At 37.1% G+C, this 20,930-nt stretch carries 24 protein-coding genes and 1 pseudogene; 7 read left to right on the top strand and 18 right to left on the bottom strand.

Going from position 1 to position 20,930, the window contains the following annotated elements; translation table 11 throughout:
* Positions 1-12: 12 nt before the first annotated feature.
* Together G5W_RS0101955 and G5W_RS0101960 are read right to left on the bottom strand one after the other, a co-directional pair.
* Entirely contained in the window at positions 13-330 is a 318-nt protein-coding gene (locus tag G5W_RS0101955; RefSeq protein ID WP_010093740.1) for a DUF2178 domain-containing protein, read from the bottom strand.
* Between the two features lie 103 nt (positions 331-433).
* A complete protein-coding gene (locus tag G5W_RS0101960) occupies positions 434-643 on the bottom strand; it encodes a helix-turn-helix transcriptional regulator (RefSeq protein WP_010093741.1) in 210 nt (69 codons plus the stop codon).
* Between the two features lie 165 nt (positions 644-808).
* Here G5W_RS0101960 and G5W_RS23080 point away from each other — a divergent pair.
* A pseudogene (locus G5W_RS23080) lies at positions 809-993 on the top strand (YhzD family protein).
* 54 nt (positions 994-1,047) lie between these two features.
* On the opposite strand, the gene G5W_RS0101965 reads toward G5W_RS23080, so the two are convergent.
* Both G5W_RS0101965 and G5W_RS0101975 read right to left on the bottom strand, forming a co-directional pair.
* Positions 1,048-1,821, bottom strand: a complete 774-nt coding sequence (locus G5W_RS0101965) for an enoyl-CoA hydratase-related protein (RefSeq protein WP_010093742.1) — start codon at positions 1,819-1,821, stop codon at positions 1,048-1,050.
* Between the two features lie 413 nt (positions 1,822-2,234).
* Complete coding sequence (locus tag G5W_RS0101975; RefSeq protein ID WP_010093745.1) at positions 2,235-2,582, bottom strand: YlbF/YmcA family competence regulator; 348 nt, start codon at positions 2,580-2,582, stop codon at positions 2,235-2,237.
* A gap of 267 nt (positions 2,583-2,849) precedes the next feature.
* Here G5W_RS0101975 and G5W_RS0101980 point away from each other — a divergent pair, with 267 nt between their 5' ends.
* Together G5W_RS0101980 and G5W_RS0101985 are read left to right on the top strand one after the other, a co-directional pair.
* On the top strand, positions 2,850-3,734 hold the full coding sequence (locus G5W_RS0101980) for a PucR family transcriptional regulator (RefSeq protein ID WP_010093746.1): 885 nt from the start codon (positions 2,850-2,852) through the stop codon (positions 3,732-3,734).
* 127 nt (positions 3,735-3,861) lie between these two features.
* Positions 3,862-4,959: an ABC transporter ATP-binding protein gene (locus G5W_RS0101985; protein WP_010093747.1), complete on the top strand. Its 1,098-nt coding sequence runs from the start codon at positions 3,862-3,864 to the stop codon at positions 4,957-4,959.
* A 174-nt stretch (positions 4,960-5,133) separates the two neighbouring features.
* On the opposite strand, the gene G5W_RS0101990 is transcribed toward G5W_RS0101985, so the two are convergent.
* From G5W_RS0101990 to fumC, 3 genes are all read right to left on the bottom strand, one after another.
* Entirely contained in the window at positions 5,134-5,328 is a 195-nt protein-coding gene (locus G5W_RS0101990) for an alpha/beta-type small acid-soluble spore protein (protein WP_010093748.1), read from the bottom strand.
* Positions 5,329-5,514: 186 nt separating this feature from the next.
* A complete protein-coding gene (locus tag G5W_RS0101995; protein WP_010093749.1) occupies positions 5,515-5,718 on the bottom strand; it encodes an alpha/beta-type small acid-soluble spore protein in 204 nt (67 codons plus the stop codon).
* A gap of 181 nt (positions 5,719-5,899) precedes the next feature.
* Entirely contained in the window at positions 5,900-7,288 is a 1,389-nt protein-coding gene (gene fumC, locus G5W_RS0102000) for a class II fumarate hydratase (RefSeq protein WP_010093750.1), read from the bottom strand.
* 248 nt (positions 7,289-7,536) lie between these two features.
* Between fumC and G5W_RS0102005 the strand changes: the two genes are divergently transcribed.
* On the top strand, positions 7,537-8,448 hold the full coding sequence (locus tag G5W_RS0102005; RefSeq protein WP_010093752.1) for a zinc dependent phospholipase C family protein: 912 nt from the start codon (positions 7,537-7,539) through the stop codon (positions 8,446-8,448).
* Between the two features lie 62 nt (positions 8,449-8,510).
* On the opposite strand, the gene G5W_RS0102010 is transcribed toward G5W_RS0102005, so the two are convergent.
* From G5W_RS0102010 to G5W_RS0102020, 3 genes are all read right to left on the bottom strand, one after another.
* On the bottom strand, positions 8,511-9,779 hold the full coding sequence (locus G5W_RS0102010; RefSeq protein WP_010093754.1) for an MFS transporter: 1,269 nt from the start codon (positions 9,777-9,779) through the stop codon (positions 8,511-8,513).
* Positions 9,780-9,841: 62 nt separating this feature from the next.
* Entirely contained in the window at positions 9,842-11,314 is a 1,473-nt protein-coding gene (locus G5W_RS0102015) for a methyl-accepting chemotaxis protein (protein ID WP_010093756.1), read from the bottom strand.
* Positions 11,315-11,439: 125 nt separating this feature from the next.
* Positions 11,440-11,673 carry a hypothetical protein gene (locus G5W_RS0102020; RefSeq protein WP_010093758.1) on the bottom strand — a complete coding sequence of 78 codons (234 nt, stop codon included), beginning with the start codon at positions 11,671-11,673 and terminating at the stop codon, positions 11,440-11,442.
* Between the two features lie 232 nt (positions 11,674-11,905).
* Between G5W_RS0102020 and G5W_RS0102025 the strand changes: the two genes are divergently transcribed.
* A complete protein-coding gene (locus G5W_RS0102025; RefSeq protein ID WP_010093760.1) occupies positions 11,906-12,775 on the top strand; it encodes a cation diffusion facilitator family transporter in 870 nt (289 codons plus the stop codon).
* 142 nt (positions 12,776-12,917) lie between these two features.
* Here G5W_RS0102025 and speB read toward each other — a convergent pair whose 3' ends face one another.
* From speB to map, 8 genes are all read right to left on the bottom strand, one after another.
* A complete protein-coding gene (gene speB / locus G5W_RS0102030) occupies positions 12,918-13,778 on the bottom strand; it encodes an agmatinase (protein ID WP_010093763.1) in 861 nt (286 codons plus the stop codon).
* A complete protein-coding gene (speE, locus tag G5W_RS0102035) occupies positions 13,768-14,622 on the bottom strand; it encodes a polyamine aminopropyltransferase (protein ID WP_010093764.1) in 855 nt (284 codons plus the stop codon). Before speE ends, speB begins: the two co-directional genes overlap by 11 nt.
* Positions 14,619-15,053, bottom strand: coding sequence for an adenosylmethionine decarboxylase (gene speD, locus G5W_RS0102040; RefSeq protein WP_010093766.1), 435 nt, complete (start codon positions 15,051-15,053; stop codon positions 14,619-14,621). Before speD ends, speE begins: the two co-directional genes overlap by 4 nt.
* A gap of 1 nt (position 15,054) precedes the next feature.
* Positions 15,055-16,551: an aminotransferase class I/II-fold pyridoxal phosphate-dependent enzyme gene (locus G5W_RS0102045; RefSeq protein WP_010093767.1), complete on the bottom strand. Its 1,497-nt coding sequence runs from the start codon at positions 16,549-16,551 to the stop codon at positions 15,055-15,057.
* Positions 16,551-17,777, bottom strand: a complete 1,227-nt coding sequence (gene metK / locus G5W_RS0102050; RefSeq protein WP_010093768.1) for a methionine adenosyltransferase — start codon at positions 17,775-17,777, stop codon at positions 16,551-16,553. The genes G5W_RS0102045 and metK overlap by 1 nt, the downstream gene beginning before the upstream one ends.
* A gap of 329 nt (positions 17,778-18,106) precedes the next feature.
* Complete coding sequence (locus G5W_RS0102055) at positions 18,107-18,403, bottom strand: AzlD domain-containing protein (RefSeq protein ID WP_010093769.1); 297 nt, start codon at positions 18,401-18,403, stop codon at positions 18,107-18,109.
* Positions 18,400-19,116 (bottom strand): AzlC family ABC transporter permease, encoded by a 717-nt coding sequence (locus G5W_RS0102060; protein WP_010093771.1) that lies wholly within the window; start codon positions 19,114-19,116, stop codon positions 18,400-18,402. The genes G5W_RS0102055 and G5W_RS0102060 overlap by 4 nt, the downstream gene beginning before the upstream one ends.
* Before the next feature lie 541 nt (positions 19,117-19,657).
* Positions 19,658-20,410: a type I methionyl aminopeptidase gene (map, locus tag G5W_RS0102065; protein WP_010093772.1), complete on the bottom strand. Its 753-nt coding sequence runs from the start codon at positions 20,408-20,410 to the stop codon at positions 19,658-19,660.
* A 205-nt stretch (positions 20,411-20,615) separates the two neighbouring features.
* Here map and G5W_RS24440 point away from each other — a divergent pair, with 205 nt between their 5' ends.
* A complete protein-coding gene (locus G5W_RS24440) occupies positions 20,616-20,759 on the top strand; it encodes a YjcZ family sporulation protein (RefSeq protein ID WP_010093773.1) in 144 nt (47 codons plus the stop codon).
* A gap of 43 nt (positions 20,760-20,802) precedes the next feature.
* Positions 20,803-20,901, top strand: a complete 99-nt coding sequence (locus G5W_RS23090; protein ID WP_010093774.1) for a YjcZ family sporulation protein — start codon at positions 20,803-20,805, stop codon at positions 20,899-20,901.
* Positions 20,902-20,930 lie beyond the last annotated feature (29 nt).

The raw sequence follows: 20,930 nt of genomic DNA on the forward strand, positions 1-20,930 counted from the left end.
AGTTCTCCCCTTTTATTCCTTTGAATTGTAATAAGCTGCAGTTATCGCAAAAATAATGCACTGAAGCACATATAATATTTGTAGTAAGAAAAATGCAAAAGAAATACCATCAAACATGATCACGATAGGTGTAGCAATTAACATGATAACTAGCATAATGTCCCATGTACGACCCTTAGCTTGATTATTGACTCGATAATAGCGTTCATCGTAACGATAATTCTTTTTCCCAATTCTTCTTTGGATGAAAAAAAGCGTAAGCAAGAACAAATAATTACATATTAAAAATAATATAAGCCATGGATCATCTAAAAACGTTTGACTAAACATTCTATTCCCCCTATATCCAAATAATTACATTTCTTTAATACGATAATAAATTGCTGACCAAACTAGCATTGTTATTATCGGTATCAAAATCCAAGCTCATTTTTCATTGAACATTCTCATCCCCCTCAAAGATAAATAGATCTTCTATGGAGCACTCAAAAATCTGTGCAAGTTTATGTGCCAAAACTAATGAAGGTTTATACTTTCCCTTTTCTAAGGAAATGATTGTCTGTCTCGATACTTGCAAGAGCTGTGATAACTCCTCCTGTGTAATATTCCTCTCGGTGCGTTTTTCACGGATTAATGTTTTCATCTTATCTCCCACTTTTTATGTAAAGTTAACTTTACGTAAAGCTTACTATACATGGACGTGAGATGTCAAGGTTGCTTTACATTTATTTTTAATTTTTCTGATAAGAAGGATTTCAAAGAAAAAAGTCGAATATAAATTGAGTAAGAACACTTCAGGAGGTTAACCATGAGAAACTATGTATTAACAGTGTTTGAGAAAACGGTAAAAAATTACTAGATGAATCATTTGAAGCCGCAAACGATCAAGAAGCAAAAAGCATTGGAGAAAAGCGTTTAGAAAAATCAGGGTATCTAGAGTATACGCACCGATGTGTTTCACCAGAGGCAAAATTAATCTTATTTCATAGGTAAATTATAAAGGCTGTCTATAGGAAAATTTCCTAACTAGACAGCCTTTTAAACTTATTATAGCCCCTTAAATTTAGGCTTGCGCTTTTCTAAGAATGCCATTACCCCTTCTTTATGGTCTGCAGTATTACGTAATTCCCATTGATTATCTTGTTCTTTCTCTAAATAGTAATTGAGGGAATCGATATGTTTATGGTGGTAAGTCATTTTTGTCTTAAGCATTGCTTCTAGCGGGGATTGACACAACAGTTTCCCGAGATTTTCAGCTTCTTGAAAGACATCATTATCAGTTAAAATATCGACAAGTCCCAATTGCTGCACTTCTTCCCCTTTAACTTGACGGGGATTTCCCCAAATAAATTGCTTTGCCCGTTGTGTTCCCAGACGCTGCTCCGCCCAAAAATGTCCACCACCATCCGGCGCAAGTCCTACTCCATTAAACAGCATACCGAATTTGGCTTCCTGATGGGCTACCACATAATCCGCTGTCAATGCTAAACTAAGACCCAATCCAGCTGCAGAACCTTGTACAACAGAAATTATTATTTTAGGCATCATGTATAACTTCCGAACAATTGCAGCGATAGTTCCCATTACACGATCAAAAAATTCTTTGTTGGAAAAGTCTTTCATCATACCGATATCGCCGCCCGCACAAAATGCAGGACCTTCTCCAGAAATCAATACAACTCGATCCCCATTCTTCTCTACAGATTCAATAGCCATTAATAACTCCTCTAACATTTCCTTGTTTAACGCATTATAACGATCAGGTCGATTTAGACGAATATAGGATATTCCATTTTTACTCTCCTGTTTAACAAAACTCATGTTTGCTCCCCCTTATTGACATATGCTTATTCAACTTATTCGATATAGGGGATGAAAAGTCCTGCTTTTATTGGTTAGTAAATGGTAGTCGCGCGGGATGTGGCTGTTGTCGCGCGGGCTTCTGGTAAAGTTGCTCGGGAATTGGTTAATGTTGCGCGTGGTGTATTATTTCTGACGCGGGAAAAGAGTTGTGGCGTGAGTTTAGATGGGACTGGCGTGAGTTTCAGGGTAGGTGGCGCTTCTTTAAGTGGTGCACGCGCGATCCCTGGTGGACTCTCGCGACTTTGAAGAGTACCCGCGCGACCTTAGGTGAGCTCGCGCTACTTCGGTTAAACTCCTTCAACGATTATCCGTATACATACTATTTACTGCATCAAAAAAACACAAGGAGTTCTCCTCGTGTTTTTATATCTTTAAGACTGAGAGCCATACAGTTCTTCTAATGGCTTTGTTATAATTTGGCTAAGTTCATTTATAACTAAGTTTAAGCGTTGTTCTTGTTCCATTAAATGAGAGATTGCTTCATGTTGTTGAACTAGTTCCACTACTTTACGCGCTTTCTCTACTTCTTCTTCTGTGATATCTTCACCTTGCATTTGCTTTTGTTGAAGTTCCATTTGAGTATCACGGAAATCTTCGAAAGTTTTTCTCGCATCAGCGTCATTCATTACTGTTTCAAATGCAACCTTTAGTCCTTTAAATTCTTCACTCTCACGAATGGCCTTTTCCAATTCATAGGCACTATCATACATATTTGGCAAAACAAATTCCTCCTTGATTTCGGATACCACCACTATAACAAACCATTAATGCTATGTATACTAATACCAATTACAATAAAGTGAAACTTCATTTCGTGGGCGGACACACAGAATCTTATCGAAAACTAACAGTTTCCCCTCTCCTCCGCCTTGATTAACCCCATTAGCTTAAGCCAGGTACTTAATACCAGTCAGTTATATGTGAGATAATCTTTTTTAATATAAAATGTAATTGGTATAATGAAAATAAAAAAAGAGGTTTTCCTATTGATTGAGAAGCTAAAAAGAATTTTTCCTTCATTATTACATTATGAAACAATACCAACTCAAATAAACAATGAATTAAAATGGTTCTTCCTGAATGATTCTGAAATTATTAGCATTCATCCAGTTGATTTAGCTGACAAAGACCTACAGCTTCTGAACACTTTTCTACAGCCCTATGATACTCTATTTCCTGTTCTGAGCAATGAAGAGCAGCAATGGCGAAATTGGTTAGATGGTAAAACAGATTTCCCTGCGAATTCATCGATGGCATTTCGTTTTGTCTATTTTCAAATAACTCCTAATCAAATTAGGCCAAAAGTTTTTAAAGAAGCTATCAACGAACTTTTCGAAACGAACACCGTTGTCTTATGGGAAAGCGATAGAGAAGGTATTATCATTGAATCTACGGAGAATCTGGAAGATAGTATCTCTTACAAAGAAATTATTGATGTCCTAATGAGTGACTTATACATCAATATCCGTTTCTTCATAGGACCATTTAACAATAGTTTGGACAGGTTAAAAGAACTGTATGAACAAGTAATTGCTGGAGCACATATAGCATTTGCTTATTCTGAACAAAGTGTTGTTACGTACTTAGAAGCTGTGCCATATCTATTATTAGACCAATCTGATCCTGTTCTTAAACAGGAGCTACATCACTTAATTTTACAAGACTTTCGCAATGATTCGGAATTCATTCATATGGTGGAAGTGTTATTAGAAAGTAATTTAAATATCTCAGTCGCCGCCAAAAATTTGTACATGCACCGAAATAGCTTACAATATCGGATTGATAAATTCTATGAGAAGACTGGCATTGATATTAGGGATTTTCGCCAAGCCCTAACGGTTTATCTTGCTATTCTCGCAGGTAACCAATAAGAACTAGTAAACATGCACAAAGCAAACAAACTTTTTTGTGCATGTTTTCTATTTAGCTTCGATGATATTATCCTATATAATGAAATCATCAAGTAAAACGCTTTCAAATTTAAGGGGGACTTCAATTATGGCAGAATTACGCTTAGAGCATATTCAAAAAAGATATGATAAAGATGTGGTTGCAGTTGATGATTTCAACCTGCATATTAAAGATAAAGAATTTATCGTGTTTGTTGGACCATCTGGTTGTGGTAAGTCAACAACACTTCGTATGATTGCTGGTTTGGAAGAAATTTCAGAAGGTGAATTCTACATCGATGATAAAAAAATGAACGATGTTGCACCGAAAGATCGTGACATTGCAATGGTATTCCAAAACTATGCCCTATACCCACATATGAATGTGTATGATAACATGGCATTCGGTCTTAAACTACGTAAATTTAAAAAGGACGAAATTGATAAGCGAGTACAAAACGCTGCTAAAATCCTAGGATTAGAAGCATATTTAGACCGTAAACCAAAAGCTCTATCTGGTGGTCAGCGTCAGCGTGTTGCATTAGGACGTGCTATTGTTCGTGATGCAAAAGTATTCTTAATGGACGAACCTTTATCAAACCTAGATGCTAAACTTCGTGTACAAATGCGTGCAGAAATTCAAAAGCTTCACAAGCGTCTACAAACTACGACGATTTATGTAACACACGACCAAACAGAAGCGATGACAATGGCAACACGCCTTGTAGTTATGAAGGATGGTATTATCCAACAGGTCGGTGCACCTAAAGAAGTATATGATGCCCCGAATAATGTCTTTGTAGGTGGATTTATTGGGTCACCTGCTATGAATTTCTTAACAGGTGTTATTCAAGAATCTTCATTTGTTATGGGTGACGTTAAGATAAAAATCCCAGAAGGTAAACTGAAGCTTCTAAAAGAAAAAGGATATGTAGGGAAAGAAGTAATTCTAGGTATTCGCCCGGAAGACATTCATGATGAATTAGTCTTTATTGAATCTACTCCTGAAACTAAAATAACTGCTCATATTGAAGTTGCAGAATTAATGGGAGCGGAAACTTTCCTTTATTCTAAAATAAATGACCAAGATTTCGTTGCACGTATTGATTCTAGATCAGATATTCAAGGTGGAGAAACAATCGAGCTAGCTATTGATATGAATAAAGCGCATTTCTTCGATGTAGAAACTGAAGAAAGAATTAAATAATATCGGTAAAGGAGGACATTTGTCCTCTTTTTATTTACTCTTAATTACCTGAAATAAAAAGAAACATTTTTGTAAATTAAAGGGAATTTTTTGTAGGGATTCGTACATAATACTTATATCAATATATAAAGGGAAAGCATTACGCTCTCCCTTATTAGCCAATCGTATAAAGTTTTATTTACCATTTAATTGTTGTTGAGCTGTTTGAACTAAACGCTTAGTAATTTCTCCACCAACAGAACCGTTAGCACGAGAAGTTGTATCAGCACTTAGATTCACACCAAACTCAGAAGCAATTTCATATTTCATTTGCTCAAGAGCTTGTTCAACACCAGGAACTAATAGTTGATTTGAGTTGTTGCTAGCCATGTGTATCACCTCCTGTAATAACTATTCTTAACAGAACTTAAAATCTTACTACAAGAAAACACTGGTAATTCTTACAGACTTCGCTAGACAGTCGTTTGCCAAAGGATTACAAGGCCTTAAAAAAGGGGACTTAAAAGGGAAAGCTAATAGCTTTCCCTTGATATAGGGTATTCACCCAAGCCATCATTATTGAATTTTACCTGATAATTGTTGTTGAGCAGTTTGTACAAGACGCTTAGTGATTTCTCCACCAACAGAACCGTTAGCACGAGAAGTAGTGTCTGCACCAAGATTTACACCAAACTCAGAAGCGATTTCATATTTCATTTGCTCTAGTGCCTGTTCTGCACCAGGTACTAGTAATTGGTTTGAATTGTTGTTGTTTGCCATGTTTATCACCTCCTGTAACTATATTGTGAGCAGAACCGAAAATCTTATCACAAAAAATTTCTGGTAAATTTTGGCCAACTTTCAAAAGAGGTGATTAGCGTATTGTGCATTAGAAAGATTTATATGCTTTCCTATCAGTTAAAAAAGGAACCCAACCATAATGGTGGATTCCTTTTTTACTTTATACATTTGGATGTGTCATTTCTCTTGGATCAACATATTTATCAAACTCTTCATCTGTTAAAAGACCTAATTCAACTGCCGCCTCTTTTAAGGTTGAATTATCGGCAAATGCTTTCTTAGCAATTTTAGCAGCATTTTCGTAACCAATATGAGGGTTTAATGCGGTAACAAGCATTAATGAGTCATTTAAATTCTTCTCAATCCGATCATGATTTGGTTCGATACCTTGTGCACATCGCTCATCAAACGATAACATACTGTCAGCAAGAAGCTGGCAAGATTGTAAGAAATTATAAGCAATAACTGGTTTGAATACATTTAGTTCAAAATTACCTTGACTTGCAGCAAATCCGATTGCTGCATCATTTCCCATTACTTGTGCAGCTACCATCGTAACAGCTTCACTTTGAGTGGGATTTACTTTACCTGGCATGATAGAACTTCCTGGTTCATTTTCCGGAATTGTAATTTCGCCAATACCACAACGGGGGCCACTAGCCAACCAGCGAACATCATTAGCGATTTTCATTAAATCGGCTGCAAGTCCCTTTAAAGCACCGTGCGCAAACACTGTCTCGTCATGAGAAGTTAACGCATGGAATTTATTAGGTGCGGAAATAAATTCTTTTCCTGTGAATCTGCTAATTTCTACACATACTCGTTCTGAGAATTCTGGATGAGCATTTAACCCAGTCCCAACAGCTGTACCACCAATTGCTAATTCTTTTAGGTATGGTAAACTAGCTTGAATCATGCTTTCGGATTTTTCAAGCATACGATGCCATCCACTAATCTCTTGCCCAAGGGTTAATGGCGTAGCATCCTGTAAATGAGTTCGTCCAATTTTTACAATTGAATCGAATGCATCCATTTTTGTTTGGAATGTATTCTTTAGCTGACGTAGTGCCGGCAGTACAACATCCTCTAACTTAAGTACTTCTGCAACATGCATTGCTGTTGGATATGTATCATTTGAGCTTTGTGATTTATTTACGTCATCATTCGGATGAAGTACTAGGTCACTACCTTGATCCTTTAACCACATATTCCCTACATATGCGATTACTTCGTTCATATTCATATTCGATTGTGTACCACTACCTGTTTGCCACACAACTAATGGAAAATGGTCGTCTAAATTACCTTCAACTATTTGCAAAGCAGCATATTCAATAGCCTCAGCTTTTTTGGCATCCAATAACCCTAAATCACTATTCGCCTTTGCTGCAGTCATTTTAAGTATTGCAAACGCTTTAATTATTTCGTTTGGCATTGTTTCTGTTCCTATTGGAAAGTTTTCCTTACTACGTTGGGTTTGTGCACCCCAATATTTTTCTGCTGGTACTTTCACTTCTCCAAGCGTATCATGTTCAATACGATAATCCATCTGTTTTTCCTCCCCAATGTTCTTTTTGAATCCCTCTCTATTGTATCAAATTTTCTACAAATGAAAATCAATTTCATTTCTCCTTCGCAAAATTTTATACTGACAATTATTAATTCACAAAATTGTAAAGCCTTCCTTGTTCATTTACTATTATACTTAAGTAATATAATATTTTTAAGAATACATAGCCCGGTATTACCATTCTTATAATGGAATACCAGAACATTATATAGATAGGAGGGCTTTACATGCCAAATATTTGGACACATATGCTTTTTTGTGAAGATATTGTTGATGCAATAGAAAGCCCTAAATCCATTCCAAAGCATAGTTATATCCTAAATCTAGGTGCACAAGGTCCAGATCCATTCTTTTATTATCATTTTTGGCCATGGATGGAAGATACTCAGGTCAATGAAATAGGTTCGCTTCTTCACACTGAAAAATGTGGAAGCTTCTTAATAGACTTAATCGACTCTGTTAAAGACGGTACCGACGAATTAAAATCATTTGTATTCGGTTTTGTCACCCATCATATTCTTGATCGAAATGCACATCCATATATCCATTATCGTGCTGGATATGAGGGAAACAAGCACTCAAAATTTGAAATTATTCTTGATACATTAATGATGGAACGGTACAAAAATTTACAAACATGGAAAACCCCAGTTTATAAAGAGATTCACCTAAATAGACAGCAAAAAAATGATATTGCGACATTACTCTATTTAACTATTCATAAACACTTTCCTGAACTGGAGCAAAACACGAAAAAAAATATCATAAAGGCATTAAACGATATGAAATTGGCTTTAAAGCTATTGGCCGACCCTCATGGCTGGAAAAACAGATTACTCAAATCAACGATTTCCTCTTTTTCCCATCAACCCATTAAAGAGGAGATAGATTATCTTAATTTAAAACATGAGACATGGTATCATCCGGCTACTAAAAACCCAAGTAACAAAAGCTTTATTGATTTATATGAACAAGCTCGTATTGAGGGAATAGAGATTATGAGAAAAGTTATTGGTTATTGGGGAAACGATGGAACAAGTCGAGAGGAATTAGTGTCATCTATCGGAGATATTTCTTATGATACAGGGCTGCCCTTGGAGTTGAACGTGCGTAATCAGTATAGTGATCCGATCATATAATTAGAAAAGAAAACACCGCACGGTTTAATCTGTGCGGTGTTTTAGGTATAGGAAATGACTCGTCAAGCTGCGTTCTTTGCTGCTTGTGCACCTTTCTCTACATTGACAAAACTCAAAATGATAATACCAGCAATAAAGAAGAAGATTAAGGATAGTATTCCGTATCGACTATTCCCTGTCAGTTGGCCTACGAAACCAAATAGGAAAGGACCAAATACAGCCGAGAATTTGGATGATATCCCATAGAAGCCAAAGAATTCACCTTTCTTATTGGAAGGTACCATCCTACCATATATCGATCTACTGAGAGCTTGAGCACCTCCCTGAACAAGTCCAACAATCGTTGCTAAGATATAAAAATGCAAGGCAGAATTCATAAAGTATCCAATAATAACAATTCCTAAATATATTATTAACGTGATCATTAATGCTTTTTTCGCTGAAATTTTTCCTGCTAACCAACCAAAGAAGAAGGTAGATGGAATCCCAACAAATTGTGTAATTAACAACGCAACGATCAGGTCATTTTGATCAATTCCTATTTCTGTTCCGTAGATGGTAGCCATACGTATAATCGTGGATATACCATCATTAAATAGCCAAAAAGCAAATAAGAAAAGTAATAATTGCTTGAACTGTCGTATTTCCTTAAACGTACTTCCGATTCTAGTAAATCCAATCGCCATGTAGGATTTGTCTCGTTTTATAGGCTGTTTCTTCTCATCATGAATATTTTTTAATAAAGGGATGGAGAAAATTAACCACCACACACCGACCATTGCAAAGGATACCTGCATCGCACTGATAGTCGTTAAACCAAATAGGTCTGGCTTTAGAATCATCAATACATTAATTAATAATAAAATTCCTCCACCAACATATCCTAATGCAAATCCTTTTGAAGAAACTTTATCCATATCCTTTTCATCGGCAACTTCCGGTAAAAAAGCATCATAGAATACGTTCGCACCAGAAAAACCAATAGATCCAACGATAAATAATATTGCTACAAATATGTAGTCTCCTTCACCCGTAAAAGCAAGAAGAACACTTGCTATCATCCCCATAAATGCAAAAAAGCGTAGAAACTTTTTCTTTGCAGCTGAAAAATCAGCAATAGCACCTAGTATTGGAGCCAAAATCGCAACTATTAATACTGCAATCGAATTCGCATATCCCCAGTAACTGGTTGCTAAACTTTCGTCAATATTATTGGCAGCTACACTCGAGTAAAAAATTGGTAGAATCGCTGCTAGCATCGTTGTTGCAAATGCTGAATTTCCAAAATCATACAGTGCCCAGCTTAATTGTGTTTTTTTATCTTTATTCAATAAAAACACTCCCCTCACCATTAGCATAGCAAAATGTTTGTACAGCTATTGTTAAGTTATCGTTAAGTTTCTATCTGAATCCTTTCTAGCGACGCAGCAGCCTCATTCGTCACTTCAATGGCACTTACTAAATTAGACATCCGATTGACTTGTTCATCTACCATCGCTTCTAATTCCTCCATTGTTGCTGTCGTTTCTTCCATAATAGATGCGAGGTTATCAACAGATATCTCAATGGTTTCAGACGATCCTTTTATAGCATTTGTTTGATGATGTAAATATTGTAAATACTTAATGAAGTTTTGTAGCTGTTCAGAAATAATTTCAAAATTTTCTTTTGAAATCCTAGTATGATCAGCACTAGTCTTTAAATAGGCTTTGTTTTGTTGTACCTCTTGCTGCGTATTCTTTGCATCATATTCTATCATCTCTAGGTTTTCTCGGATTTGTTTTGCTGTTAACTGTGACACTTCAGCAAGTTTACGTATTTCCAAAGCAACCACAGAGAATCCTTTACCAAATTCACCAGCTCTAGCCGCCTCAATACTAGCATTCAAGGCTAATAAATTCGTTTGCTCTGCTATATCCTGGATTTTTTCTGCATTGGCATTATTCTCATCAATTCTCTTGACCAAGTTATCCATATGGGTCGTTAGATTATTAAAGGACTGGTTGAAATTATTAATCGTTTGCGTTAATGCATCCATAGAATCTTTGCCTTTTGAAGAAAGATTCATAAGATGTTCTCCGTCTTCCACACTTCTAGTAAAAGAGTTAATCATCTTTTCTAATGACTGGTTAGTGGAGACCGTTGATTCTGATATATTGGAAGCAGTCTCTGCTTGAGTCTGTGTTGCCATCGCAATTTCTCTGAACCCTTCCAGCATCTCTTTCATCTGTTGTTGATTTAAACTACTGTCCTGTTCAATAATCGCCATTTGATCTTTAACTTTTAATGCTCCTGCTTGTACATACTCAGATTGACGTTTTTCCATAATAGTCTTCTCTTCCATTTCTGATATAGCATTCTCCATCGTAGAGAAGAAACTTCTAGATACTCTAATTTGAATAAATAATACGAGAAAAATTAACACATAAAACACGAATGCGATTGCAGCTGACCGAATATCGAATCCTACTACATCACCTTTTACCGCAATAAAGAAGACAAGTAGGGATACTCCTAGTACACTTCCGGAAGTCAATACTGCTTTTGACAAGGATACTGCTGAAACCGCTAATAGAAAGAATGTAAACAACATATTCGTGACATAATTGGAGCTTAACATGATAACTATTGATACACCTGTTAGACAAATTAGGGCTATGTACGGAACTACCTTTAAATAGATTTTTTTATGATTAAAAAATGCCATTAATCCTACACCAATAGCACCACCAAATGTTAGCGCTAACATATTATTCAGAGGTGCCCCTACAACTATTTCAGCTCCTAATCCCAGAAACACAGCAAATAACATAATATACATAAGAATACGGTTTTGTCGCTTTAATATGGATTCATTTAGCTTCATAAGATCCCCCCTTTAGAACTGCACTTTCGAGTGAAAACTTTGCAGGCAATAGTAGAATTCCTCCAATTTGTCATAAAAACAGCCTTACCAAACTAAAGGCAAGGCTGGATATAGATGCGTACGGTTTACTCCCATATATATTGTAGATATTCCTTCCGAACGCTTGCAAATTCTTCTTTATTTCCGTTTTGAATAGATTGGTTTATTCTATCCTCTAGAACTCTTTTGTTCCAGTTAAAGCAGATTTCATCCAAAATTAAGCGTGATGTTAAGCGAATTTCAAAGGATATCTCTCTTTTAGCGTTTAGGACTTTTCCTTTATACGGACAAAACAGGTAGACTACCTTTTCCTTTTTCATTGGAATACGCCCCTTTGCTCCTTTATTACTATTATCCTAAATTTTTTGAATAATTGCAATCAAAATTTTAAGGTGGATAAGCTAGAACTTGGTCATAATTATTGGGGTTGGGAAACATACTTATAACATGCCAAATGATATTCTTGGGCGCTCATCTTTTTCTCTAGACCCACCTATATTAGCTTTGTTATAGTGATAAAGTTACCTAGGAAATAACGGAGGCTAAAATGGAATGAATCAACCAAATAATATGAAAAGCGGTGAAAAAGGAGCATGGATTAGTATTTTTGCTTATCTATTCCTCGCTGGTACTAAACTTGTCATAGCATCCATAGGAGACTCAGATGCGTTATGGGCTGATGGATTGAATAACACTACAGATGTCGCTGCTTCAATTGCTATTCTTATCGGGTTAAAAATCTCTCAAAAGCCACCTGATCAAAATCATCGGTATGGACACTACCGAGCGGAAACTATTGCATCCTTACTTGCGGCATTTATCATGGTAGCAGTTGGTTTGCAGGTTATTTTCTCTACTATTGGGAAGATGTTTGAGGATCATATTGTAAAACCTGATATGTTAACTGCATGGACAGCTATCGGTGCAGCAATCGTCATGTTCTTCGTGTATCGTTATAATCTTACCTTATCACGTAAAATTAATAGTAGTGCGTTGTATGCCGCCGCACAGGATAACCGATCAGATGCGCTCGTTAGTATTGGTGCATTTATAGGAATAATTGGTGCACAGTTTGGGATATTCTGGCTTGATCCACTTGCTGGTCTAATTGTAGGAATTATCATTTGCAAAACCGCTTGGGAAATATTTAAGGATTCCACCTTAACACTTACGGACGGTTTTGATGAAAAACGTCTTAAAGTTATTAAAGACGAAATCACTAATTTCCCAGATGTAATGAAAGTAGAGGATATTAAGGGAAGAGCTCTTGGTAATCAATCCGTTTTGGATGTAACGATTAAAGTGGACCCCAACCTTACTGTAAGACAGGGGCACGATATAACGGTTAAAATTGAAGAAGAGCTTGCTAAAAAGCACGGTATTTTATACACGCATATACACATAGAGCCGTATCGAGAATAATGCTTAATAAATATAAATCCCCCTCAAGGCAACAATATTAATAACATTGATTACCTTAAGGGGGATTAAGTTTGATATGCATTCACTAAAACTTTGGAATACTCTTTTTTGTTTATCTAGTGATTAGTTATTCTTTTGATTATTAGTCTATTAAAGTCAATAACATTTCTCGTACTGTTTTACAAGCCATTGCAGTTGAAGCTCCAGAAGGATCATACTGTGGAGATAACTCCACTAAATCTGCAGCAACAATTTGGTTTAATGATTGTAATTGTTGTATAGCTTCCAATAGTTCTTTATATGTTATTCCACCCGGTTCTGGAGTTCCGGTTCCTGGAAATACACCTGGGTCCAATACGTCTAAATCAATGGTAACATATACTGGTACATCTTGAAGCTGATTAACAATATCCTTCAACGTTTCAAGCGAGAAGCGTTCCATATACGTATGCTTCTTAGCCCATTCAAACTCTTCCTTCATCCCAGAACGAATCCCAAATTGATATATTCTGCCGTCACCTAGAAAATCATGACTTCTACGTATGACGGAAGCATGAGAGAGCTTTTCTCCTAAATACGCATCCCGTAAATCAGTGTGTGCATCAATATGAATCACATGAAGATTTGGAAATTTATCATAAGCTGCTTTTATAGTAGGTAAACTTACGAGATGCTCTCCACCTACCATTAAAAATTTCTTTCCATCCTTTAAAATTTCTTGGCTAAATTCTTTTATTTGTTCTAAGACCTTTTCGGTATTTCCTAAAGGCAATTCCAAATCCCCACCATCATGAATGGATACATCTTCCAAATCTCTATTAAGATAAGGTGAATAAGTTTCTAGCCCATATGAATCAGTTCGAATAGCTTGCATGGCAAAACGAGTTCCTGGACGAAAGCTTGTTGTACCGTCGAAAGGTACTCCAAAAAGTACTACATCTGCCTCTTCATATGTTTTTTCACAGCCTATAAATGTACTAATATTTAATTGCTTAGTTCCCATTGCCTAGTGCCTCCCTTACGTAGTTCGGCAAACTGAAGGATCCAACATGTAAGTCCGTATTGTAATATTTCGTCTTCAGACCAAAGTTTTTCCACTCTTCCACTTTTACATCCTTTATGGGGTCATGTGTTTTAGATGCAAAACCAAACAGCCAGTGTCCGGATGGATACGTTGGCATATGATATTGATAGACTTCTGTGATAGGAAAGATTGCTTTTATTTTCTCACGAGCTTTTTTCATATTTTCTGCATACTCTGCAAAATAAGGTGACTCATGTTGATTGATTAAGATACCGTCCTTTTTTAGTACACGATAGCACTCTTGATAAAATGCAGTAGTAAATAACCCTTCTCCAACGGAAATAGGATCGGTAGAATCTACAATTATGAGGTCAAAAGATGCATCATTTGCTTGGTTGACATAGGCCAAGCCATCCTCAAAACAAAGTTCCATTCTTCTATCCTCTTCTACCCCACTAGCTGTGATGGGAAGATATTCCTGGCATAAACGGAATACCCGCTCATCAATTTCTACCATAACTACTTTCTCTACTGTTGGGTAACGTAGCACTTCTCGTGCAGTGCCTCCATCACCACCGCCAATGATCAACACTTTTTTAATTTTCGGGTTTGTGGCAAAAGCGGGATGAACTATCATATCATGATAGATAAATTCATCCTTTTCATTTACCATCATTAATCCATCAAGGGTAAAGAAGGTACCAAACTCTTCTCCCTTATAAAAATCAATTTGTTGGAAAGTAGACTTTTCGCTATGAAGTAAGGTTTCATATGCAATCGAAAAGTTACAATTCTTGCTCCACTGTTCCGTATACCAATTCATTTCGATACACCTTCTAACATTGATTTAACTTGTACTTCACTTATTTCATGCATAGCAAATTGTTTAATTTTATCTACCATACCGCGCGGAACTTCAAAGGATTCAGTTTTCTTAGCCTTTAGCTTCTCACTTAGGTATTCAGCCGCTTTCCATGGACTTACAGTATCGCCACATGTATATACATCGACAGAGGCATAACCATATTCAGGCCATGTATGAATAGTCAAATGTGACTCCGCAATTATTACGGCTCCTGAAACACCATATGGGTTGAAATGATGAAATACCGAATCGACGATTGTAGCTCCGGAATAATCTGCAGCCTCGTTCATAAACTTTTCAATTAATGCATTGTTTTCAATAATATCACTTGGACAACCATAAAATTCAATTAGGACATGTCTCCCTAAAGTTGATAATTCAATACCCATATTACTCATTCTCCTTTACGACCGTAATATGATTTGCCTCTTTCGCCTCACTTAACACCGTACCCAACGTTTGGCGATAATAATGATACTGCTTTACAGCATCATCTGAAATTAGTTCTCCAGGGATTACAAGTGGGATACCTGGAGGATAGATCATTAATGTGTCAGCACTAATTCGTCCCACTGCATTATATATATCAACAGTCTCTTGCTCTGCATAGAAAGCTTCTCTTGGACTAAGAATAAGTTTGTTAACCTGATTAGCTGTAACATTAGTAGACATAAGAACAGTCTTTTCACCGTACTTTTCCTCTATATCTTTTAAAGCTCTTACTAGCTTTCTAATAGAACTTTCTGTGTCAGAAGTTGAAATAACAGCCATGACAACATACCCCTCAGCAAGTTCCATTTGTATTCCATATTCAGCTTTCAAAATACTATATACCTCAAATCCAGTTAATCCAATTCCATTTACTCTGATTACTAATTTTGACCAGTCATATGATTGGTCAAAATGCTTTTCAAGATAATGACTCTTTAATACCTCATACCGAGAATTTGATTCTATATCAATTATCGCTCTCTCAACAATTGGTTTTAATCGAAGATAACGCTCATTCCCATATAAAACCATTTCCCTTCTAGCAACATCCAAAGAACTTAATAGCAAATAATTAGCACTAGTTGATTGCAACAAACTAAGATTTTTTTGGATAGCCTCAGGTGCTACTCTATTATTCTGTAAAAGAAGTATAGAACTTTGCGTCATAGAGCCGCCGGTTTTATGCATACTAATGGTTACCACATCTGCACCCGCGGAAATTGGATCTAATATGTCTTCTGAAATAAAGGGCAAATGAGCCCCATGTGCACTGTCTACGATAACAGTGATTTCTTGTTCATGAGCTAACTGACAAATTTTCTCTAAATTACTCATCGCTCCAAAATAAGTTGGATACGTGATTAATAATGCTTTAGCATTTGGATTTTCATTAATAGCCTTCTCCACATTCTTCACTGACACACCATGTGAAACGCCAAAATGGTAATCCACCTCTGGTTGAATAAATACCGGTCTCGCTCCACTTAATATAATTCCATCCATTACAGATTTATGACCATTTCTTGGCACTAGTAATGTATCACCTGGTTTGCAAGTTGCCATAATCATAGCTTGAATCCCGACTGTCGTACCATTCACTAGAAAATATGCTTGTTTCGCCCCAAAGGCAGCAGCTGCTAAATCCTGTGCTTCTTTTATTACGGATTGAGGATGACTCAGTAAATCTAATTCCTTCATGGAATTCACATCCATTCGGAGTGCCATATCCCCAAGTATCGACTTTAATGGATTCATTCTAGAGCCCATTTTGTGACCTGGAACGTCAAACGGAGTTACATCTTGTTTCGCATAGTTCACTAAGGCATTGAATAAAGGCATCTTATCTTGGCTCAAAGAATATTTGCGGTTGGCGACAAGTTCCTTTACCTGACTCATTACCTACTAACTCCCGCAGGCTCGATTATTTCCAATGCTTGTTTTACATCCTCTACCCTATCGGTTCTCTCCCAAGGAAGGGATAGGTCGGTTCGTCCAAAGTGACCATATGCAGCGACTTGTCTGTATTGTGGTTTTCGTAGATTTAGCATCTCGATAATACCTGCTGGTGTTAAATCAAACACTTGTCGAACAGCTCTAATCAATTGTTCTTTTTCAACCGTTTCAGTTCCAAATGTATCAATCGCAATACTAATTGGCTCACTCACACCGATTGCATAAGAAAGCTGGATTTCACACTTCTTAGCCAAACTAGCCGCAACAATATTTTTCGCTATATAGCGTGCGGCATATGCTGCAGAACGGTCTACCTTGGTACAGTCTTTACCAGAAAATGCACCACCACCATGTTTAGCAGAACCTCCGTACGTATCCACAATTATTTTTCTACCAGTTAACCCTGTATCACCATGTGGTCCCCCTACAACGAATCGCCCTGTAGGGTTAATTAAAATTCTAAAGTCTTGATTCAATCCAAAGTCTCGAGCAGTTTGTTTAATAATAGTTTCTGTAACGTATTGTTCAAATATTTCTTTATCAAAATTTTCATCATGCTGTATGGACATTAATACACTATCAATCTTTGGTTGATTCGGTACTGTATAGTCAATGGTTACTTGTGATTTCATATCCGGGCGTGCCCATGAAAATTCACCATTTTTCCGTAGTAGAGAAGCTTGCTTCACTAGTTGGTGAGCCATTTGAATTGCTAAAGGCATCAGAGAATCTGTTTCATCTGTAGCATAACCAAACATAATTCCTTGATCACCAGCACCAATCGCTTTCATATCACTCGATACATCTACACCTAATGCTATATCGGGGGATTGAGTATGAACAAGCACTCGTACATCACACGTATGTCCATCAATACCGAAACGATCATCTGTGTATCCGATTTCTATTAAAGTATTACGTGCAATTTTTTCAATATCCAAAATTGCTGAAGTGGTAATTTCACCACCTACAATGACTGTATTAGTTGTCGTAAACACTTCACACGCAACTCTTGAAAATGGATCCTGTTCAAGCGCAGCGTCCAACACAGCATCCGAAATTTGATCTGCAATTTTATCTGGATGTCCTTCTGACACAGACTCAGAAGTAAATAAAACTCTTTCTACCAATATTAACCATCCCTTCCATTTTTTTACAATTTTGGGCATAAAAAAAGCTCTCCTACAACCTAAGGAAAGCTTCGATTAATATCAGCTGCTTATCCTCTTATTGTTCGCAAAACAATTCTAGTTTTGCGCTCAGGTTGGGCCCCATATCTGATTTTTTTAATCAAACTGGTTTGCCACCGCATCTTTGACCCCTCGTCTCAGCGGCTATTAATAAGATAGACTTTATTTATGCTGGGATTAATAGTAATGCATATCACGATTCATGTCAATTATTTTTTTATATAAATTCTAACGGAATATAAACTTTAGCAACATTTCTCATAGAAAACTATATGTTATTCTATGAGAAACCAGATCAAATAATGCCATTACAATGTAGATAATAAAAAGACGGATACTATTGATCCAATTACAACGAAGATAATGTTAAGTCCAGAGTACGCTAGAATGATAGCTACTATTCCACCTACTAAGCCGATATACGGCTTATCTGGAATAACAGATAACACGCCTGGAAAAATTAATGCACCTAATGCAGCATAAGGTATTGCGTTAAGCCACCGATTTACCCAATCTTTAAACTGTAGCTTATCTACAATGAAGGCAGGGATAATTCTTGGGAGCATCGTAACGATCGACATCCCGATAATAATCAAAAGTATCATTCTTTTTCCCCCTTCAATAAAAATACACCACTAAAGCCACCTAATACTGTACCTGCAACAATTGCCCATCCACTACTCATAAACTGGAGACATATCACATTGATTAACATTGCAATAATCGCTATCAACCCTACTCTAAATTCTTTCTTAACAGAAGGAACTAATAAGCCAATAAACATAGCATACAAAGCAACACCCATACTTTGGCTTAGAGCCTCCGGGATAACCTCACCTAATACACCACCAAGAAATGAACCGACTACCCAGGAAATATACGCCACAAGGGTTAGCGCCCCATAAAATAAATAGCCCTTCTCTTCCTTTGCTTCTTCTGGATGTAAGGAGGAAACAGCAAATGTCTCATCCGTTAGTCCCATAGAAAGTGGCAGTTTCCATTTTAAAGCTACTGGTCGCATACGGTTCATAAAGGATAAACTCATGACAAAGTGTCGAAAGTTTAAAACAAAAGTTGCTATAATAATTTCTACAGCGCCTGCCCCGAGAGCAATCATATTCGCCCCCATAAACTGGCTTGCTCCCGCAAACACAAACACACTCATGAATGTTAATTCTAATAAAGATAAACCAGACTGTTTTGCTAAAACGCCATATGTAATAGCGATGGGAATATATCCAAGCATAATTGGAAACCCAACAGCTAAACCACGTTTGAATACAGATGTCGACTTTCTATCAACCTTTCCAATCCCCATTTACGCGTCTCCTCTAGTAAAATTTCTACTATTATAACTGATTTAAAAGAAAGTGAAAACTGAAATTGTTTATTTTATTTCGTTTTTTAGGTGGATTCTCTTGCATGGCCTGAGATAGTCGTATGATTTCTAGCTTGGCTTGAGTTAGTTTTCGCGTCGGTCGCGCGACTTTGACATCAACTCGCGCGACCTAATCATCAACTTGCGCGAACTTCACTACTCCTCGAGCGGCTTCTAGCTCGGCCCGTGCAACTTTACTCCAAGGTGGCGCGACTCCTCCCACGGCGCGCGAGGTTTATTAATACTTACGCGGGATTTGGAAAACTCACGACAGTTGAGTAATAGTTCGCGCGGCGAGGGTGTACTCGCGCGACTTTGACATCAACTCTCGTAACTTAATCATCAACTTGCGCGAACTTCACTGCTCCTCGAGCGGCTTCTAGCTCGGCCCGTGCAACTTTACTCCAAGGTGGCGCGATTCGGATAGAACTCCCCACCAAACAAAAAAGAACCCATACCCTAGGTACAGATTCTCCATTCTTTATTTATCTTGTTCTGTTAAAATAATCGGATCGCCTTCCGTAATAACAATTGTATGCTCATATTGCGCAGATCTACCTTTATCAATAGTTCTAGCCGTCCAACCATTATCATCAACTTGACTGCGCCAGTCCCCTTCGTTTAACATTGGCTCGATTGTAATGACCATTCCTGGTTTTAGACGAAGTCCTTTGTTAGGTAATCCAAAGTGCGGGATATGTGGGTCTTCATGAATAGTTGGTCCGATGCCATGACCTGTAAAATCACGCACAACAGAAAATCCTTCCGCTTCCGCATATGCTTGAATAGCATGACCAATATCACCAATACGATTTCCCGCACGAGCTTGCTCAACACCTAGGTATAGAGATTTTTTTGTAACTTCCATTAGCTTTAGACCTTTTTCATCAACATTTCCAACTGCATATGTCCATGCAGAATCCGCTAGGCCTCCATCAAGGTTAACTACCATATCAATTGTTACAATATCTCCGTCCTTCAGTTTCTCTTCTCTTGGGAAACCATGACATATCTCATCGTTAATGGACGCACAAGTTGCATATGGGAAACCATTGTATCCTTTTTGCTCAGGAACCGCACCATGCTTTTCTAAAAAACGATCGACAAACGTGTCAATTTCCATGGTACTAATTCCAGGCTTGATTAATTTTGCTATCTCTTTATGGACTTGAACAAGTAGGTCTGCTGCCTTTTGCATCTGTTCAATTTCTCGTTTGCTCTTTCTTGTAATCATGTAATCGTCCTTTCTATTCATCACAGCTAATCAGCTATTATCAGTTTTCCATTTCATAAGTTTACCACATTTTATCAGCACTTTCATTAGGCCCATGACTAAAAACAAAAATTATACGGGTAAATTAACCATCATAAACCCTTACATTCGCCCTGTCACCTGGGAAAACATCACATACATTGTATTGTAGAGGAGGTGGGAAGTAATGAGTAAAGAAGAAAGAGGTTATGGTAAAGGCTTTGCTTTAATCGTTGTGTTATTTATATTGTTAATCATAGTAGGGGCTAGTGGGTACAACAATGATGGTGGCTATGGTTACGGCGGATACAGCAATGGATTTTGGGCATAGTCTAACTTTTAAATATATAACTAAACTATAGGGAGGTGACATAATGGGTCGCGGATTTGAAGGCGGATTTGCGCTAATTGTGGTTCTTTTCATCCTGTTAATCATCGTTGGTGCAGGTGGTTATAGTGGTGGATATTATTAATCGAATAAATAGATGTCATTAGATTTTAC

Origin of the sequence: Ornithinibacillus scapharcae TW25 (assembly GCF_000190475.1) — a bacterium.
Lineage (GTDB): Bacteria > Bacillota > Bacilli > Bacillales > Amphibacillaceae > Ornithinibacillus > Ornithinibacillus scapharcae.

Coding starts and splice junctions, on each gene's coding strand:
- G5W_RS0101955 (WP_010093740.1), bottom strand. CDS start 330: ATGTTTAGTCAAACGTTTTTAGATGATCCATGGCTTATATTATTTTTA.
- G5W_RS0101960 (WP_010093741.1), bottom strand. CDS start 643: ATGAAAACATTAATCCGTGAAAAACGCACCGAGAGGAATATTACACAG.
- G5W_RS0101965 (WP_010093742.1), bottom strand. CDS start 1,821: ATGAGTTTTGTTAAACAGGAGAGTAAAAATGGAATATCCTATATTCGT.
- G5W_RS0101985 (WP_010093747.1), top strand. CDS start 3,862: ATGGCAGAATTACGCTTAGAGCATATTCAAAAAAGATATGATAAAGAT.
- G5W_RS0101990 (WP_010093748.1), bottom strand. CDS start 5,328: ATGGCTAGCAACAACTCAAATCAACTATTAGTTCCTGGTGTTGAACAA.
- G5W_RS0101995 (WP_010093749.1), bottom strand. CDS start 5,718: ATGGCAAACAACAACAATTCAAACCAATTACTAGTACCTGGTGCAGAA.
- fumC (WP_010093750.1), bottom strand. CDS start 7,288: ATGGATTATCGTATTGAACATGATACGCTTGGAGAAGTGAAAGTACCA.
- G5W_RS0102005 (WP_010093752.1), top strand. CDS start 7,537: ATGCCAAATATTTGGACACATATGCTTTTTTGTGAAGATATTGTTGAT.
- G5W_RS0102015 (WP_010093756.1), bottom strand. CDS start 11,314: ATGAAGCTAAATGAATCCATATTAAAGCGACAAAACCGTATTCTTATG.
- G5W_RS0102020 (WP_010093758.1), bottom strand. CDS start 11,673: ATGAAAAAGGAAAAGGTAGTCTACCTGTTTTGTCCGTATAAAGGAAAA.
- G5W_RS0102025 (WP_010093760.1), top strand. CDS start 11,906: ATGAATCAACCAAATAATATGAAAAGCGGTGAAAAAGGAGCATGGATT.
- speB (WP_010093763.1), bottom strand. CDS start 13,778: ATGGGAACTAAGCAATTAAATATTAGTACATTTATAGGCTGTGAAAAA.
- speE (WP_010093764.1), bottom strand. CDS start 14,622: ATGAATTGGTATACGGAACAGTGGAGCAAGAATTGTAACTTTTCGATT.
- speD (WP_010093766.1), bottom strand. CDS start 15,053: ATGGGTATTGAATTATCAACTTTAGGGAGACATGTCCTAATTGAATTT.
- G5W_RS0102045 (WP_010093767.1), bottom strand. CDS start 16,551: ATGAGTCAGGTAAAGGAACTTGTCGCCAACCGCAAATATTCTTTGAGC.
- metK (WP_010093768.1), bottom strand. CDS start 17,777: ATGCCCAAAATTGTAAAAAAATGGAAGGGATGGTTAATATTGGTAGAA.
- G5W_RS0102055 (WP_010093769.1), bottom strand. CDS start 18,403: ATGATACTTTTGATTATTATCGGGATGTCGATCGTTACGATGCTCCCA.
- G5W_RS0102060 (WP_010093771.1), bottom strand. CDS start 19,116: ATGGGGATTGGAAAGGTTGATAGAAAGTCGACATCTGTATTCAAACGT.
- map (WP_010093772.1), bottom strand. CDS start 20,410: ATGATTACAAGAAAGAGCAAACGAGAAATTGAACAGATGCAAAAGGCA.
- G5W_RS24440 (WP_010093773.1), top strand. CDS start 20,616: ATGAGTAAAGAAGAAAGAGGTTATGGTAAAGGCTTTGCTTTAATCGTT.
- G5W_RS23090 (WP_010093774.1), top strand. CDS start 20,803: ATGGGTCGCGGATTTGAAGGCGGATTTGCGCTAATTGTGGTTCTTTTC.